Genomic DNA, 16935 nt, shown 5'->3' on the forward strand with positions numbered 1-16935 from the left:
CCTGGTGGAGGGGGCCGTTTTCTTTCCGGGTGATTTCCATGAAGACGACTGTCGAAGATGCCTTGCGCGCGGAGCTCCGTCAGGTGCTGGCCGAGCAGACCGCGAACCCCGAGTCCTCCCTTGCGTCAGCCAACGTCGGGGCCTCGCCCCTGCAATGGCTGGAGCCCGCGCTGCGCTGGGACTGGGTGCCCACGGTGGACGGGACGATGGGGGACGTGGCCCACCACTTCTATGACGGGGTGCCCGCGTCCATCGAGGATGGCGCCCCGTTCGTCTCCACGAGCGCGAGCTTCAGTGGCCGCTACCTCACCTTCCTCCGCGTGCTGTTGCCGTCCTTCGAGCCGGTGGAGGAGCTGAAGGAGTCCCTGGAGCGCGCGACGCCGCCCTCCACGCCGCCTGCCAGCTCCGGCAATCCTCCTGGTTGGACGAAGGTCCAGAACAAGGCGAGCCTCCTCCAGTGGGGCGCCGACTACACGCCGGCGAAGTCGCCCTATGAATGGCTGGCGGGCATGGCCGCGCGGGGGCTCACCACCGGGCCCGTCCGCGTCGATGGCCAGGCCTCGACGCGGGAGGGTCGCATGGATGCGCAACCCTCGTTGCTCAAGGTCCGCGCGAAGCAGGGGACGCTGAAGCCGTTGGAGCTGAAGGACGGAGAGCTCCTGTCCCTGACGGTGTCCATGGAGGGGCTGGGCCGGGTGCCGCTCTACACGGGACACTGGTTCAACGGCTCCATGCCCATCCTCGGGCGCAAGGGCCCCTTCAAGGGCGGCTACACGCCGGAGCAGGTCTTCGGCGCCAAGGGCCTGTTGAGCGGCCGTGTGGCGGAGATGATGGTCGCCTATCAGCCGAGCTTCGAGCTGACGGTGGCGTCCTCCTTCTTCGAGCGCCACGCGGAGGACCTGGCCTCGGCCGAGGAAGTCCATGTCGCGGGCTTCTCGTTCCGTGGCACCCGCGAGGCGCCAGGTCCGGTGCGGGTGTCGCCGGGCTTTTCTGGCGGGAGCGTGGGCCTCTCGGGCGCCTCGGCGTCGTTCGAGCCGCCGTTCATCGTCGCCGTGCTCCTGGAGACCTTCGACTGAAGGCGCGTCGGAATCACACCCGCGTGGCGCCGCCGTCTTCCGGGTACCACGCGGGGGCCTTTCCCTCGCTCAACGAGGAGACGGCGCATGCGTTATTCCAACGTGCAGTTCATCGCCTGGTGCATCCACACCGGGCCCCGGAAGCTGGGTGATGGCGTGGAGGAGTACGCGGGGCTCTCCACCGAGAGCGCCGATATCGCGGCCCGCGTCGAGCTGGTGGCCCGCGCGCTCGACGCGGCCCGCGACTGTCCGGAGACGACGCGCGACGACCCGGAGACGCTGAAGGTGTTCATGCTGCCCGAGTTCTTCTTCCGAGGGAGCACGGGCGCCTATTCGATGGACGGCGTGCAGGCGCTGGTGGCCGCGCTCCAGTCGCGTGTGAAGGACGAGGCGCGCTGGGCGCATTGGCTCTTCGTCTTCGGCAGCACCGTGGGCAAGTCGTTCCAGACGCGGCCCGCCAGCTTCTTCGAGCGCCTCTTCGGACCGAAGTACGTCATCGACACGTCCAAGCCCATCGAGGCGTACAACTACGTGCTGGTGCAGAAGGGCGGCTTCACGTACGCCTCCGCGGGCCCCGAGTTCGCGGAGGCCGTCCTGAAGAGGCGCCAGTCGGGGATGGACTTCATCCCGGTGTCGGGTGGCGGGGGCGGCATCGCCGGAGCGCGGGTCCACTACCTGCCTCCCACGCGGGAGTACGGCACGACGTCCGAGGTGCAGGTGGCCAGCTACGACGGCAACTCCGTGTTCGTCCGCGACCAGCTGACGCTCGGCGTGGAGATCTGCCTGGACCACGCCGCGCAGCGATTGAAGAAGGCCTCGGGCCTTCCTCCCATCGACCTCCAGCTCGTGCCGTCGTGCGGGATGACGTTGAAGGCCGACTCCCTCGTCGCGCGGAGCGGAGGCTACGCCTTCAACTGCGATGGCTACGCGAACTACGACACCGGCGTGCTGGGAGCGAACAGCCAGGTGCGGGGCGTGGACTCCGGTGACGTCGCCGTGGTGGCGAAGGCCTCGCTGGACGTCACCGGCGTGAATGTCGCCGCGCTCTTCGCGCGTGGGGCTGGCGAGGTGCGCGTGTATCCGGCCCTCCCGCTTCCGAAGGACTGAGGCTCGGCCCTCCGCGGGTCAGAGCGAGCCGAGAAACGCCAGCAGGGCCTCCCGGTCCTCGAGGACGAGCCGCGTGTAGCGCTCCTGCGCGGGCGCGGCCTCTCCGCCATGCCACAGCACGGCCTCCTCGAGGTTCCGGGCCCGCCCGTCGTGCAGGAAGCGCGTGTGGCCGCTCACCGTCGCCGTCAGGCCGATGCCCCACAGGGGCGGGGTGCGCCACTCCTGGCCGGTGGCGAGCCCGTCCGGACGTCCATCCGCCAGCGCCTCGCCCATGTCGTGCAGCAGCAGGTCCGAGTACGGGAAGATGCGCTGGCGCGACAGCTCCGGGAAGCCCGCGACCTCCTCTGTCTCCATCGGCCGGTCCACATGGCAGGACGCGCAGCCGATGGCGCGGAACACCGCCTTGCCACGCAGCACGCCGGGCGCGTCCCAGTCCCGCCGCTTCGGCACCGCCAGCAGCCGCGTGTAGAAGACGAGCCGCTCCAGGTCGTAGTCCTTCACGTCGGGCGTGGCGGCGGCGGGGACGCCCTCGGGCTCCTGGGCGCGAGGGTACAGCTCGTTCGTCAGCCCCATGTCCGCGACCAGCGCGTGCGTCACCTGCTGCAACAGGGTGGGCTGGTTGGCCTTCCATCCGAAGCGGCCCATCCGGGTGCGGCGCTCCTTCACGTCCTCCACCTGGTTGGGGCGTCCGGAGATGCCGTCGCCATCCCGGTCCTCCGGGTCCGCCAGCGCCAGCAGTGTCTGCTCGGGAATGGCCTCCAGCAGTCCGAGGCCGAAGTTGGCCGGCGACACGCGAGGCGAGAAGGGCGTGCCGTCCTCCAGCGGTCCACGCGTGAGGTCCTTGAAGAGGTAGACGGGGCGCAGCAGGGAGTAGGGCTCGCCCGTGGCGAACGTGCCGGTGAGCTCCTCATGGCCCACCTCGACGCTGCCCTCACCGCGGGCCTGGCCGAGGTGGTGGAGGTCCAACTGCTCGCCGTACACGGGATGGGGTCCGGGGTCGGTGGGAGAGCCGAGCTGGAAGGCCAGCGACACCAGGGGCTCGGAGGGCGAGAGGGGAGGGCGCCCGCGCCCGTCCTTCACGTGGCACCCCATGCAGGAGTTGGAGCTGAAGAGGGGGCCCAGTCCGGGGCCATGGCCGGGGTCGCTCCAGTCGCGGTCGAAGACGCGCTTGCCCAGGTGGAACTCCGGCCAGCGCGCGCGGTCCATGTTCGGCGGAGAGCGACCGAAGGCATTGCGCCCCGCCTCCGTCACGGTGGCGGCGCCACCCGGCAGCTCCTCGCCCGGCTCCAGCGCGAGGGCCAACTGTCCCAGCACCAGGGGCGGGGGCAGGGGACGACGCCCCGCCTGCGCCCACACGGCGGTGAGCACCAGCGCTCCAAGAGGGATGCCCAACAGGTACAGCCGCCGGCTCATCGAGGTGCCTCCAGGAACGCGGGAAACGACACACCGGGCGGGATGCACGACTCCCGCCCGGCGTGGGGCCCGTGCGCGGGGCACGGGCGGGACGACTACTTCGCCGCCGGCTTGAAGGACTCGCTCAGGATGTTCAGTTCCTGCGCGGTCGCCTTCACGTCAATGCCCGTGAAGCCGTTGTACGGATAGTGGCCGTCCGCGATCTCCTCGATGAACTCCACGGAGTCACCGGTGACCACCTTGCCGTCATCCAGCTTCACCGAGAAGGTGGCGCCGTTGGTGCGCAGGCGCCAGCCACACGCGCCCACGTTGGCCGGAGCGGTGGGCTGCTCGCCGTTCTTCCCCCAGATGATGTCCAGCTCGAAGAAGTCGGCGTACGCCACCAGCCAGCGGAAGAAGTCCCGCCAATTGGTGAAGATGATCATCTGGTTGGGGGAGTGGGTGGACGAGCCCTGGAGCACGCCCTCGCGGTAGACGTTCATCCGGTAGTTGGAGCCGCCCGGGGCGCCGCTGAACGTCGGGGTGATGAACGCGCTGTCCGCCTCACGGCCCGGCGTCACGCGCAGCGTGCTGACCACCTGGTCGCCCGAGCGCGCGTCCAGCTGCAGCACGCCCGAGGTGCTGCCGAACTTGATTTCCGTCGCCTGCGTCCAACTGGCCGCCCGGGCGAAGCTGCTGGCGACACCGTCCGTCTTCGCGCTGCGCAGACCGGTGACGGCCAGGCCCTTCTCCGACGACGCCAGCTGCGCGTTACCCAGCGCGCAGCTGGTGATGCCGTCGAACCGCTGCGTGCACTTCGACTCCGCGCCGGCTTCCTGCGTGGCCACATCGCCGTCCGCCGCCGTGGGCTCTTCGCCCTGACAACCCGACATGACGCTCAGGAGCGCCGCTGCGAACAAACGGCCCATCATCTTCAGCTGCATGGAATTACCTACCTCTTCAATAGGGGGAGGATCTGCACCGCCAGGAGCGTGCTGCATCCGGTGCCGGCCCAGCCCGAATGCTCCATGTGGCGGCGAGCCATCCCCTTGCACCCCGCAGGCCAGCGCTCACCGGCATGTTTCACCTCCTCTGTATCAGTGAGGAATTGAGCCTCCAGGGCGTCGTGGCTGTAGCGTGTGTTGTTACAGCCTCGCGTTGAATGTATCGCGCCCTGCTACACGCCATTCGCCGAGCGTGACATTGACCCATTCCGTGCGTGTGGTGCGCGCCGACGCTGTCTGGGTATGGGGGGCGATTCCGATTCCAAGAATCATTGTCAAAATGTCGGAAACCGCGAATCTGGACAGGTTGCGTCATCCTGTTTAGCGAGTCCTTCCTGTCAGGTCATTTCTACGAGATAGGCAGGAGCAACTCTGCTTTTACGCTGAGACTGGAAGGTGCGCCCTGGGTCGAGGCCGCCTGGACAGGAATAATGCGGAACCGGTATAAAACCATTCGTCAGACTGGTGACACTGGTGATTCCGCCAACCTCATACAAGTCATGACGCTCTGAGAAGGGGGCATTCCCTATGGCTCGTTCGTCGTTGTCCCGCGGTGTGCGTCTTTTCAATCGCGGCCTTTTCTCGTCGGCTCTGGCGGTATCGTTGTCGGCATGTGAGCCGGCGGCTCAGGTCGAGCCTCTCAATCCCACTCCCGCGGAGACGGAAGAGCTGGGGGTGGACCCGAAGGCGCTGCTGGACAGCATGGCGGTGTTCTCGCTGCGTCCATTGGCCCATGAGCCGGTGCCGCAGCCGGTGGGCAGCCGCATCATCAACAAGGCCGCCGCCATCCGTCTGGGCAAGGTCTTCTTCTGGGATATCCAGACGAGCGGCGACGGCCAGACGGCCTGTGCGAGCTGCCATTTCGCCGGTGGCGCGGATGACCGTCGCATCAATACCGTGCACCCCGGCTTCGACAACGTCTTCGACAGCATCGCGGGTCCCGGCGAGACGTTCACGCTCGCGAAGATCACCAGCGATGACCGCATCGGCTCGCAGGGCCCGCTGCGCGCGCAGTTCCTGGGGCTGAACCCGGACCCCACCGTCGCCGCGGATTCCTGTGAAGTGCTGCCCGCCGCTCCGTTCAACGAGCACCGGCTGGTGGGCCCGCGTCACAGCCCGTCCGTCCTCGGCTCGGGCTTCTACCGCAACCAGTTCTGGGGCGGCGAAGCCAACGCGACCTTCAACGGCGTGAACATCTGGGGCTTCACCGAAAACAACACCCAGGGCTTCCTCCTGCGCATCGAGAACGCGTCGCTCGCGTCCCAGGCCACCGGCCCCGTGACGAACTTCTCCGAGCAGTCGTGCTCCGGTCGCCAGCTGCTCGGTCCGGGCAGCCTGGGCGCCAAGCTGGCCGTGCGCCAGCCGCTGCGGCACCAGCGCGTCTCCACCTCCGACAGCGTGCTGGGCACGCTGGCCAACCCCACGGGCCCGGGCCTCATCTGCAACGGCGCGCCGTGCACCTATGACCAGCTCATCCGCGAGGCCTTCGGCGACGCGCTGGCCAACATCTCCGTCAACGTCTTCTCGCTCATCTGGGGCGAGGCGCTCCAGGCCTACCAGGCCACGCTCATCCCGGACCAGACGCCCTTCGACAGCTTCCTGTCGGGCAACCTGAACGCGCTCACCCCCAAGCAGCTCAAGGGCCTCAACGTCTTCGTGGGCAAGGGTGAGTGCATCAACTGCCACACCGGCGCCATGCTGTCCGACGCGACGATGAGCTGGTACGAAATCGCCGGCCCCCTCAACCGCGACGGCGGCGACACGGGCTTCCACAACATCGGCGTGCGTCCCACGGACGACGACCTGGCCCGCGGTGACCTGGGCATCTTCGGCGGCGAGCCCAACTCCGTCAGCCTGTCTCCGTTCGACATGGGCGCGTTCAAGACGCCCACCCTGCGCAACGTCGGCCTGACGGCGCCGTACTTCCACAACGGCGGCTACCCCACGCTCGACGACGTGGTCGACTTCTATGCCCGAGGCGGTGACTTCAACAACCCGGAGAAGTCGCTCGACATCAAGCCGCGCACCTTCAGCGCGAGCGACCGCTCCGCGCTGGTGGACTTCCTCTCCAACGCGCTGACCGACTGCCGCGTGTACACGTACCGCGCGCCGTTCGACCACCCGGAGCTGCCGTTCCCGAACCGCGAGACGTTGCCCGTCACCGGCCGCGGCGGTCGGGGCGCCTGCCGCTAGGCTCGGTTTCGCTTGCGATGAGAGTGAGCCACCCAGGGGTGCTTCAGGCCCCTGGGTGGCTTTGCCCTTTTTGCGCGGGATGTCAGGGCCAGCGCGAGAATGGGCGGAGTCTCGGCTCCCGGGGCTTGCTTGATGCTCCGGGGACCTCGTGGAAGAGTTCCTGACCTTCGCGTCAGGTCTGAACAACAGGTTTCTCCCAGGAGTTGTCGCATGAGTCAGGAAGCCGTGCCCATCGACCCGCATGAGACGCTGTATCTGCCCATGCGGCGCCGCTTCATGAGTGAGTACGTCCAGACACCCGAGGGCACGAACGAGCTGCGCATCTATTACGGGCTCAAGGAGATCTCCATCGAGGAGGCGGACCTGCACTCCTTCGGGGAGAACCTGCTCAAGCAAGACCAGTTCATGGCGGCGATGGCCACGCGCTGGAGCAACGGCGAACCCTATGCCTGGGAGCGCGTGAAGGAGCTGCTCGAGCAGCTGCTCGCGGAGAACATCCTGTCGCGCGAGGCGCCGAAGCTTTCGCCGGAGACGGACTACCACAAGATGGTGATGGCGTCGGAGGCCCGGCGGCCCGCGCCCTCGGAGCCCATGTGGTGGAACCCCGACACGGAAGGGGTGCTGCAGCAGCTGGTGGGCCGGCCGATGGAGTTCGGCTTCCTGGAGGCGATGCTGCCCGTGCACCGCGCGGCGCACGCGGCGCTGGATGCCGAGGGGCGGCACATCGGCGAGAACAACGTCTTCCCGGACTCCATGCGCATGCGGATGGAGACCGAGTGGCGCATGTGTCCGTATCCGGGAAGCCGCTTCAAGGACGACGCGCTGATGAACGTGACGGCGCTGAAGTCCATGTCCAAACACTGGAAGCCCACGCTCCAGGCGCTGCTCATCCTGCGCGAGGCGTTCCTGAAGCGCTATCCGCTGCTGGCGGATGGACAGTGGCGCCTCGGTGACCTGCATGCCTTCAGCTGCGCGGTGCTGGCGGTGCCGTCGCTGATGCTCCTGCGCGGCAAGGACCCCATCCCCAACGGGACGTTGGACCCGGTGCTGTCGTCGGTGTTCCGCGTCACCGACGGCGTGCGCATGGTGAGCATCTACCTGATGTTCCTGCCCGAGCAGCCCATGCCGTACGAGACGCCCATCAACCCGGCGTCGCTGCTGCACCTGACGGAGCGCGACAACCACTTCCTGTCCACCCGTGGCGTGTGCGCGGGCCCTCCACACATGGTCGACGAGTTCTTCGCGACGATGCTGGATGGCAAGCCCATGGCGGGTGAGCCCCTGCCGGAGCCGACGTGGCTCGCGGAGATTCCCGCCGCCATCGACTACGGCCTGCGCGGCCTGCAGCTCTACTCGCTCCAGTTCACCCTGTGGGCCCACATGTGCCACACCTACGAGCGCATTCGTGACGCGGTGCTGCAGGCCGAAGGGCCGGCGGACAGCGGCTGGGGCCGGCTGCGTCAACGCATCGAGAAGGACTGGAAGGTCATCCTGCCAACCCGACAGAACACGTCGGTCCAGCGCGAGTGGGCCAAGGCCCGCTACGTGGAGATGTATGACCGCGCGCAGCGCGGCCTGCGCGGCTTCAGCGAGGAGAAGCTCCAGAACATCCGCGACGTCTTCTCCCCGCCGAAGGACGCCGTGCACGCCCAGGCGGCGGAGGCGCTGCGCAAGCTGTTCCGCGAGCGTGCCCCCGTGCCCGACGGCGCGCGCCCCGAGCTCATCGACGCGGTGGCCGAGGCGCTGGCCGACTACCTCACCATCGAACGCTCCGCGCTGGGCACGCTGGAGACCGTGCAGCGCGAGGTGAACGCGCTGCTGCAACGCCAGCACCCGGACCGGCCCTTCACCAACCTGGACCTGTCCATCCACCACCGGCTGCGGTTCGCCACCATCGGCGTGCTGCCCTACCTGCTGGATGTCTTCCGCGAAGAGCTGGGCGTGGGCATCGAAAGCCACGTGGCGGACGTCAAAATCACACCGGGAGCGCCCTCCGCCGCTGCTGCTTGAATTGACGCAATGTTTCACTCCCAGGCCTGGATGCATCAGCCTGTGTTTCAGGCCTGGGAAGCTTGACTGACCTGTTTCACCGACTTATATCGGTGAGCGCCAATTACGGCGGTTTTCATGACTGTCGTGGATGGTGTCGCTGTCCCGAAAACCAGGAGCGAGCACATGCAGATCAAGACCAAGGTTCGTGGCGGTCCCCGTGGCTGTGGTGGCACCGTCGTCGTCAAGGCTGTCTGAGTCGTGCCGTAGTCCGAAGTCGGAACCTCTGACCAGGAGCAAGACCATGCAGATCAAGACCAAGGTTCGTGGCGGTCCCCGTGCGTGCGGCGGCGTCATCACCGTCTGAGTCGTGCCTGTCGTCTGCAGTCGGAACCTCTCACCCAGGAGCTCACCATGCAGATCAAGACCAAGGTTCGTGGCGGTCCCCGCGCCTGTGGCGGCGTCATTGCGGTCTGAGTCGTGTTGTCGCTGAAGCGGTAGCAGTCGCGGCGACGACGTGCCGGAGTCACGGCACGCGTTTGACTCACGTTTGATGGCTTGTCCTTCGGTCGTCGGCAGGCGGAGCTTCCGCCTGCTGGCGACCGTTGTTGTTTTTCAGGGTGCGGCCTTCCCGTCACGGGTGGGCGATGACGATGAGCGTGGGCGCGCGAGCGTTGACGCAGTTCATCACCTTGCGCATCGTCACCGGGTCCAGCGCGCCGAACGCCTCGTCCAACACGACGACCTGGACGCGCTGAAGCAGGGCGCGCGCGACGAAGATGCGGCTCTGCTCGCCGTGGGAGAGCTGCCAGCCGCGCTCGCCCACCATCTGCAGGATTCCCGCGGGCATGCGCTGCAGCAGGTCGCCCAGCCCCAGCTCCTCGCACAGCTCCCGCGCCAGCTTCATGTCGTCCTGCGTGTGCGGCCAGGCGCGGCCCAGCAGCAGGTTCATGGCCAGCGTGCCGGAGACGACGTGATTCTCATGGAACTGGGGTGCGCCGGCGATCTGCGCGCCCCAGCCGTCCGACGTCCACGTCGACATGTCCAGGCCGCGCAGCAGCACCACGCCGGAGCCCTGGCGCCGCAGGCCCGTGAGGATGGAGGCGAGGGTGGACTTGCCCGAGCCGGAAGGCCCTTCCAGGAGCACGCGCTCACCGGGGCGGATGGACAGCGAAGCCCCCTCCAGCACCGCGCGCGGCGAGGCCGGGTGCTTGAAGTACACGTCGCGCACCTCGAGCAGCGCCTGGTTCCTGGACGGCGCCTCGCTGGAGGTGAGCGGCGCCACCTGGGGCACGCCATCTTCATCCTCCTTCGTCGCGCCCACGGCGCGGGCGAGCCGGGCCGCTTCCAGCATGGGGCGCACGCCGTCGAACAGCACGCGCGAGCCGATGAGCGCCAGCGCGCCCACCGTCATGGACGTCACCGCGCGGGCACCCAGCAGCGCCGCGCCCACGCCCACCGCGATGGTCGCCGTGGAGCTTCCCGCCAGCACGCCCGGGAGCGTGGCGATGATGGCCACCGGAAGGATGCCCCGGCGCGCGAGCGTCATGATGCGCGCGGTGCCCGCGTCCCAGCGCTCGGCGGCGTCCGAGTAGCGCGCCAGCTCCTGGTCCTCCTCCTCGTGCCAGCGCGACGGCTGCTCCTGCGCCAGCCGGGTGCGGTGGCCGAGCATCCGCTCGATGAGCGCGTGCGTCATCACCACGCGCGCCTCCGTCCAGCCCCGGAAGAGCACGGCCTGCCGGGCGACGAGCACCCCCAGCACCGCGCAGCAGGCCGCCAACGCCCCCAGCCCGAGCCAGCCCGCCGGACCCGACAGCGTCACGCTGGCCGCCAGCGTCAGGTCCACCACCGCGAGCATGCTGGTGAAGCTGCCCGCGAGCACCATCTGCTCCATGCCCGCGCTTTCGAACGTCCGCCCCACGTACTCGCCAATGCCTCCGCGGCGCGCCTCGTCCACGGGCAGCGAGAGCGCTCCCGCCAGCAGCCGTCGGCGCAGCAGCGCGGAGAGGTCCAGCGCCAGCGTGCCTTGCGTCCACGCCAGCGCGGCCTGCAGCGGCACCGCAGTCAAGCCCATCAGCGCCCAGGCCCAGAGCCAGCCCTGGTCCAGCTGGCCCTCGAAGGCGCCCCGGCCAATCAGCCACCAGGCCGCGAGCACGCAGACCTGGATGAGCACCGCCAGCAGCAGCACCAGCATCAGCCGGGGGGCCGCAGACAGCGCCTTCAGGTGGTGGATGAGCCGGGCGCCGGGGGGCAGGCGCAGGGTGCGCGCGGCGACCAGGTGGGTGTTGGCCAACTGCGCGCCCATCAGCGCGCGGCGAGCCAGGGTTCGTTGCGGCTCGCGCAGCGCGGTCCCCGCGAGCACCCGGTCCACGGTGTCCACCTGCTGGAACTCGACGAGCGCCTGCACGGCTGCGGTCAGCTCGGATACGGGCACGTCGCGGACCGTCTCGTCGGGGGCGAGCACGCGCGCCGTCCTCCCGGACGGGGACACGCGCAGGAGCGCGACGACCTGCACGCCTCCGTCACCGACGACGTCCAGCAGGGCAGGGGCGGCGCGCTGGATGGCCTTCTCCACCTCGCCGTGGCGCGTGTAGAGCAGGTCCAGCTCCAGCCCCTGGGACTGGGCCACCGCGTCCAGCCACTCGCCCAGCCGGTTCGGGTCTTCCGGCAATCCACCCACCACCCGTCCGGAGGTGCGCGGCAGCGGCAGCCCCGCCCGGAGCGCGAGCCCCTCCAGCGCCTCCGCGGCCCGCCTCGGCTGCCACGCCAGGCCCGAAAGCGGCCCGGCCGCCCTCGGCTTCAGCTCGTTCGCCAGGGTCGTCACGCCGCCCCCTCCCGCATCGGCTTCGTGTCTTCCGCGGGGTGCTCGCTGAGCAGCCCGTGGTCCAGCACCATCCGCCGCCACCCCCCGTGGCCCGTCAAGTCACGGCGCATCTGCTCCTCCTCGTCGAGCAGCGAGCGGTACACGGAGTCCTCGCGCTGGGCGAGCCGCTTCGGGTTGTCGTCCTCCACCAGCTGGCCGCCCTTGATGACGAGGACGCGGTCGAACGTCAGCGTCTCCGCGATGTCATGCATGATGCACAGCAGCGTGGCGCCGGAGAGCTCGGCGCGTGAGCGCTCCAGCAGCGCCGCGCGCCTGTCCCGCTCCAGTCCCCGGAACGGCTCGTCGAAGATGGCCAGCCGCACCCCGGGACGCAGCAGCGCCCGCCCCAGGCGCACCCGCTGCCCCTGACCGCCGGACAGCAGGCTGCCTCCCTCGCCCAGCCGCGTCTGCAGGCCGAGGGGGAGCTTGTCGAGGAACTCGATGAGGTCCGCCGAGCGCAGCGCCTGCCCCACGCGCGGCAACACGTCCGTCGCCTCCACGCCGTAGGCCAGGTTGTCGACGAGGGACTTGTTCCACAGCGTCACCTCCGGCTCCACCCAGGCCGTCTGCCGCCTCAGCCGGGCGAGCACCTGTCCCGCAAGCGGCGCGCCATCCACCTCCACGCTCCCCGACGACGGCCGGTGCCAGCCCAGCAGGATGCCCACGAGCGAGGACTTGCCGGCGCCCGAGGGACCGACGATGGCCACGTGCTCTCCGGGGCGCACCGCCATGTCGATGCCCTGCAGCACGGTGAAGCCCGCGGCCTTGACCTCCACCTGCTTGAGCGTGAAGCCCACGCCACCCGTCTCGGCCCGGGCGTCCACGTCGGCGGCCGTCTCCAGCCCCGCGCCCACCTCATCGGGCGTGAGGAGCGGCTCCATCATCCGCGCGGTGAGCGACGAGGCGGCCGGGTACTGGCGCAGCGCGTCCGCCAGCTGCTTGCCCAGGGTGGCCAGGGCGAGCGCCCAGTAGACGAGCAGCAGCACTGCGCCAGGCTGAATCCCCTGGGACACGGCATGCAGGACGATGGCCACCGAGCCGCCCGTGGCGACCATGGTGGCGAGCGTGTCGGTGAGGATGCCGCGGCTGAGCAGCGTGCGCGCGGCGCGGACGAACTCGTGCAGCGGCTCCTCATGGGCACGCCGCAGCGTCAGCTCCGCGCGGTGGGCCCGCAGCGCCACCGCCCCGCGCATGGCATCCAGGTAGAAGCGCGACAGCACGCCGTCGAAGTCGCGCATCCGCCGGTCCGCCTCCAGCAGCGAGCGCTGGGCGAGCAGGGGGACGGCGAGCGCCAGTCCACCGCCGATGATGATGAGCGGGGCGCTGCCGGGGGCCAGCCACGTCAGGCCGGCCAGCGTGACGAGCATCTCCGCGGAGGCGCGCAGCACGCCCACCGCCATGGTCGGCACGGAGCGCACCTGGTGGATGCCGTGGCAGCGCTGCGCCATGTCGGAGACCAGCCGGCTCTTGAAGTAGCGGTCTCCCAGGCGGGGTATCTTGTCGAGGAACGCCAGCCGCAGGCGCAGCTCCAGCCGCCGGCCCAGCCGCAGGGTCCCCAGCGACAGCGGGAACTCCAGCGAGAAGATCATGCCCATCAGCGCCAGCAGCGTCACGATGCCCGCCAGCCGCTGCTCCTGGGTGGTGAGGTAGCGCCCCGCGTCGATGATGCCGCGCAGGAGCAGGGCCTCCAGGAAGCCGCCCACCGCGGCCGTCAGGGCGATAGCCGCGAGGACCGAGGGCGCCAGCACGCCGTCCCGGCGCATCAGCGCCACCAGCTCCCGCAGGGGCCGGGTGGGAGGCTCCTTCAGGGCCGCCAGGAGCTCCGCGGACAGCGGCGGCTCTCCCTCGGCGCGCTCCGTGCGCAGCCCCCGGGCCAGGATGGCCACCACGCCGCGCAGCGTGACTTCCTCCGCGTCGGGAGGGCCCACCGCCGTCCAGTAGGAGGCGGGGATGACCTGCTCGGCCCGCCCCTCCGCGAGTGCGGCGCGCACCTCGCGCAGCAGCTGCTCCAGGAAGCGCTCGGAGGACTCGCCCCGCTCGACGCCGCCCCCGTCCACCAGCGTCTGCACCAGCCGCGCCGCCGCGTCCAGGCAGGCCACGCTCTTCCACGTCTCGTCCGCGAGCGCCTCCGCGAGCAGCCGCTCCGCGAGCGGCTTGTCGGCCAGCGCGCCCAGCCGCAGGCGCATGCCCGCGAGGAACTCCTCCGTGCTGGCCCACGCGCGGAAGCCCTCGGCGGGGACGGGCAGGGCGTGGACGTAGAGCCGCTCCATCAGCTCCGTCACGGACACCCAGCGCCGTCCCAGCGCGGGGTCCATGATCTGCACCATGTTGCCCCACCGCCGCCAGATGACGATGAAGTGCAGGTTGCTGTCCGCCAGGCGCACCACCGCGAGCGCGGGCAGCGCCTTCGTCTCCGGCATGAGCACCTGGTCCAGGGGCAGGACGACCTGGACGGCGTCCATGCCCAGCTTGCCGGCCAGCTCCTCCAGCACGTCGATGGACGTCCCGTCGATGTCCGTCTGGCAGGCCTCGCGCAGACGGCCGTAGCTGACGGGGAGGTTGAAGCCGTCGAAGAGGGCCTTGAGGGCCGCCGGACCGCAGTCCATGGCGGACGTCTGGATGACTTCGGGAATGAGCAGTCGTCGTGTGCCCGCCATGACTCAGCCCCCTCCCCGCGACATCTCCAGCTCCCGGGGCGTGCGCGGCGGCAGTGGCCGTGCCCGCGCGGGCGCCTCCATGCCCCGTCCCAGCGCCCGCAGCACCAGCCGAAGGGGCGTGGCCTCCTCCACGGCGATGTCCACGGTGCCCGGCAGGCCATGCTCCAGGGGAATGCCCACCGGCATCTCGTCCACGGACAGCTCCGCGCGCACCATCCCGTCGCGGGCCTCGCTCGCCACCGCGACCACCGTGGCCTCCACCATGCCGAACTCCGTCCAGGAGAAGCCCTCCAGCTTCATCCGGGCCCGCTGTCCGGCGCGCACGCGGCCCAGGGCCGTGGCGGGGGACAGCTGCGCGACGATGCGCACGTCACCGCCCGCGACGACGGTGGCGATGCGGTCTCCGGCTCGCACCTGCGCGCCCACTCGCACCGAACTCGTCTCCCCGAGGATGCCGTCCGCGGGCGCCTTCACCACCCGGCGCTCCAGCTCGTCGCGCAGCCGCTCCACGGAGGCTCGCGCCACGTTCTCCCCGGACTCGAGCTCCGCGATTTCCCGCCGCAGCGCCGCGACGCGGATGCGCCGCTCGGTGGTCTGCATGGTGCCGTCCATCTTCACGCGCGCGAGCCCCGCGCGAGAGGCCTGCTCCACCGCCTGCGCCCGCTCCAGCTCCGTGCGCACCCGGTTCCACTCCGACTCGCTCACCAGCTGCCGCGTCCAGAGCTGCTCGGTGCTCGTCTTCTCCTCCAGTGCCCGGCGGGCCAGCGCCTCGGCCTCGGCGAGCCGGGCGCGGGCCTCGTCCACGCCCGCCGCGCCGCGCTCCTGCTGGGCCACCAGCGCGCTCTGCTCCGCGTCCAGCTCCGCGCGCGCCGCCACCAGCTGCGGCCCCACGCCCTGCAGCAGGGCCTCCGCCTCCGCGAGCAGCCGCGCCTCCTGCTCATGCGCCAGCTCGAAGAGCACCTCGCCCGCGGTCACCTGACGGTGCAGCTCCACCCGCGTCTTCACCAGCCGCCCCTCCACCGGGGCGTCGACGGCGTAGACCTCCCGGTGGACCTCCAGCCGCGCCTGCACGCTGGGCTCGTACACGGTGATGCGCGCCCGGACGAACCAGCCGCCCCACACGGCGAACAGCCCCACCGGCAACAACCAGAGCGCCGAGCGCCCTCGTCCCCGCACCAGCGCGCGCATGGTGCGCGGGAACATTCCTTCACCAACTCGCATGGATGAAGCCTACCTCATCGCCGTTGTCCGACCGACTCCCCGCATTCTCGCCCAATGGACTGACGCCGCACCGGCACCGTGGACTCGGGGGACTGGCTCCGGGGGCGCGGGATGCGGTGTCTTCACGCCGCGCATGCGCTGCCTGTCCGGCTCGGGGGCCAGGGCCGTGACCGCCCGGGCATCCCCAGTCAAGGGTTGTCCAAGCGAATCCTATTTATTGGAGCGGGCGCGCTTGTGCGTGAAAACATGTTTTAAAGGTATTGCGACGCATGGCGCGATGCGGTCTCCACGTAGATGGAACCGTGAGCAGGGCTTCGCGCGTCTCACGGCGCGGCGCGCGCCAGCATGGATGCGAGAGGCAGACCTGGTGGATTTCAGGACCCTGGGTCATTCTCGCGTTTTGGTAAATTGGGCGAAATATCCAAGTCTGCGGATTTAAAAGGGATGACGGGTTTTTCTGTTGAAGGCTTGACTCCCATTTTCCATCGATTTTTAATGATTCTACTCAGGGTGTGTATGGGCTCGCCCCTCGCCACCCGGAACTTCGCTGTCCTCCATCAGGGAGTAGACATCATGAAGATCAAGACCAAGGTTCGTGGCGGCCCCCGGAGCTGCGGCGCCAATGGCACTGACCACTGGTTGCGTACGACGCGCTGACGCAGGCCCCGTGGTCTTCACCTGGGCTGTATTTGCCCGGATGTGGCTCGGATTCGTCAGCGGGAAGCGCATCGTCCGCCGGCGATTTCCACTGCAGCGCCACGCGTCATGTATTTTCGTGTTTCGCGAAGTTTGAGATTGGTTGTAGCGCCAGAAGTTACAATGACTTTCTCCGCAATCTTTACGGCATGGCTTGACTGACCGATTACGCCCGTCTTTAATGATTCCAGTTCCGGCGCGAATCTGGTGTCTCGAAGCGAAGGCAATGGCGAGCGAGGCACGGCGTAGGTTCCAGGTGGTCTGGGAATAGCGAGACGGGCGGCAGGTTGAGGGGATGGTCGAGCCCGCGAGCGCGACGAGAATCAGGTGGCGGCGTTTAGACAGCGAGTGTCTCAACGGCTCGGATGTCAGAGGGGTGTGCTTGATTGTTCTGCTCGCTGGAAGGAGCAAGCACATGCAGATCAAGACCAAGGTTCGTGGCGGTCCCCGTGGTTGTGGTGGCGGCACGGTCGTTCTCCCGACTCGTCCCGGCACCCAGATTCCGTAGTTGTCTCTGCCTTTCCCACTCTCCAGGTTGTCTGGAGCAACGCAGTACTCTCACCAGGAGCACATCATGCAGATCAAGACCAAGGTTCGTGGCGGTCCCCGTGGTTGCGGCGGTTCCCTGCCCGTGGTGACCGGCACGGTTCGTACGCAGATCCCGTAGTCGTCGCTGGCGGTCGCCAGACGATTCCGGCTGTACCTTCCTCAAGATCTCTCACCAGGAGCACACATCA

At 69.1% G+C, this 16935-nt stretch carries 9 protein-coding genes; 4 read left to right on the top strand and 5 right to left on the bottom strand.

What is annotated here, in order from left to right:
• Positions 1–38: 38 nt before the first annotated feature.
• Both HUA78_RS42085 and HUA78_RS42090 read left to right on the top strand, forming a co-directional pair.
• Positions 39–1076, top strand: coding sequence for a hypothetical protein (locus HUA78_RS42085; RefSeq protein ID WP_174478782.1), 1038 nt, complete (start codon positions 39–41; stop codon positions 1074–1076).
• 87 nt (positions 1077–1163) lie between these two features.
• Complete coding sequence (locus tag HUA78_RS42090; protein ID WP_174468516.1) at positions 1164–2183, top strand: hypothetical protein; 1020 nt, start codon at positions 1164–1166, stop codon at positions 2181–2183.
• A gap of 18 nt (positions 2184–2201) precedes the next feature.
• Here the strand turns inward: HUA78_RS42090 and HUA78_RS42095 are convergent, their stop codons facing one another.
• Together HUA78_RS42095 and HUA78_RS42100 are read right to left on the bottom strand one after the other, a co-directional pair.
• Complete coding sequence (locus HUA78_RS42095; protein WP_174478783.1) at positions 2202–3596, bottom strand: di-heme oxidoredictase family protein; 1395 nt, start codon at positions 3594–3596, stop codon at positions 2202–2204.
• A gap of 95 nt (positions 3597–3691) precedes the next feature.
• Positions 3692–4519 (bottom strand): hypothetical protein, encoded by an 828-nt coding sequence (locus tag HUA78_RS42100; RefSeq protein WP_174478784.1) that lies wholly within the window; start codon positions 4517–4519, stop codon positions 3692–3694.
• A gap of 735 nt (positions 4520–5254) precedes the next feature.
• On the opposite strand from HUA78_RS42100, the gene HUA78_RS42105 reads away from it, so the two are divergent.
• Both HUA78_RS42105 and HUA78_RS42110 read left to right on the top strand, forming a co-directional pair.
• On the top strand, positions 5255–6772 hold the full coding sequence (locus tag HUA78_RS42105) for a cytochrome c peroxidase (RefSeq protein ID WP_217442810.1): 1518 nt from the start codon (positions 5255–5257) through the stop codon (positions 6770–6772).
• A gap of 210 nt (positions 6773–6982) precedes the next feature.
• Positions 6983–8782, top strand: a complete 1800-nt coding sequence (locus HUA78_RS42110; RefSeq protein WP_174478785.1) for a hypothetical protein — start codon at positions 6983–6985, stop codon at positions 8780–8782.
• 613 nt (positions 8783–9395) lie between these two features.
• Here the strand turns inward: HUA78_RS42110 and HUA78_RS42115 are convergent.
• The 3 genes from HUA78_RS42115 to HUA78_RS42125 are packed head-to-tail and all read right to left on the bottom strand — an operon-like array spanning position 9396 to position 15484.
• Complete coding sequence (locus HUA78_RS42115; RefSeq protein WP_174466799.1) at positions 9396–11585, bottom strand: ABC transporter ATP-binding protein; 2190 nt, start codon at positions 11583–11585, stop codon at positions 9396–9398.
• Positions 11582–14281: an ATP-binding cassette domain-containing protein gene (locus HUA78_RS42120; RefSeq protein WP_174478786.1), complete on the bottom strand. Its 2700-nt coding sequence runs from the start codon at positions 14279–14281 to the stop codon at positions 11582–11584. Before HUA78_RS42120 ends, HUA78_RS42115 begins: the two co-directional genes overlap by 4 nt.
• 3 nt (positions 14282–14284) lie before the next feature.
• Positions 14285–15484 carry an HlyD family secretion protein gene (locus tag HUA78_RS42125; RefSeq protein WP_217442811.1) on the bottom strand — a complete coding sequence of 400 codons (1200 nt, stop codon included), beginning with the start codon at positions 15482–15484 and terminating at the stop codon, positions 14285–14287.
• Between the last annotated feature and the right edge of the window lie 1451 nt (positions 15485–16935).

The organism is Myxococcus sp. CA033 (assembly GCF_013336625.1).
Lineage (GTDB): Bacteria > Myxococcota > Myxococcia > Myxococcales > Myxococcaceae > Myxococcus > Myxococcus llanfairpwllgwyngyllgogerychwyrndrobwllllantysiliogogogochensis.

Bases quoted from the DNA above. Each gene is read 5' to 3' on its own strand.
- HUA78_RS42125 (WP_217442811.1), bottom strand. From the start codon at position 15,484: ATGTTCCCGCGCACCATGCGCGCGCTGGTGCGGGGACGAGGGCGCTCG.
- HUA78_RS42110 (WP_174478785.1), top strand. From the start codon at position 6,983: ATGAGTCAGGAAGCCGTGCCCATCGACCCGCATGAGACGCTGTATCTG.
- HUA78_RS42085 (WP_174478782.1), top strand. From the start codon at position 39: ATGAAGACGACTGTCGAAGATGCCTTGCGCGCGGAGCTCCGTCAGGTG.
- HUA78_RS42120 (WP_174478786.1), bottom strand. From the start codon at position 14,281: ATGGCGGGCACACGACGACTGCTCATTCCCGAAGTCATCCAGACGTCC.
- HUA78_RS42100 (WP_174478784.1), bottom strand. From the start codon at position 4,519: ATGCAGCTGAAGATGATGGGCCGTTTGTTCGCAGCGGCGCTCCTGAGC.
- HUA78_RS42095 (WP_174478783.1), bottom strand. From the start codon at position 3,596: ATGAGCCGGCGGCTGTACCTGTTGGGCATCCCTCTTGGAGCGCTGGTG.
- HUA78_RS42090 (WP_174468516.1), top strand. From the start codon at position 1,164: ATGCGTTATTCCAACGTGCAGTTCATCGCCTGGTGCATCCACACCGGG.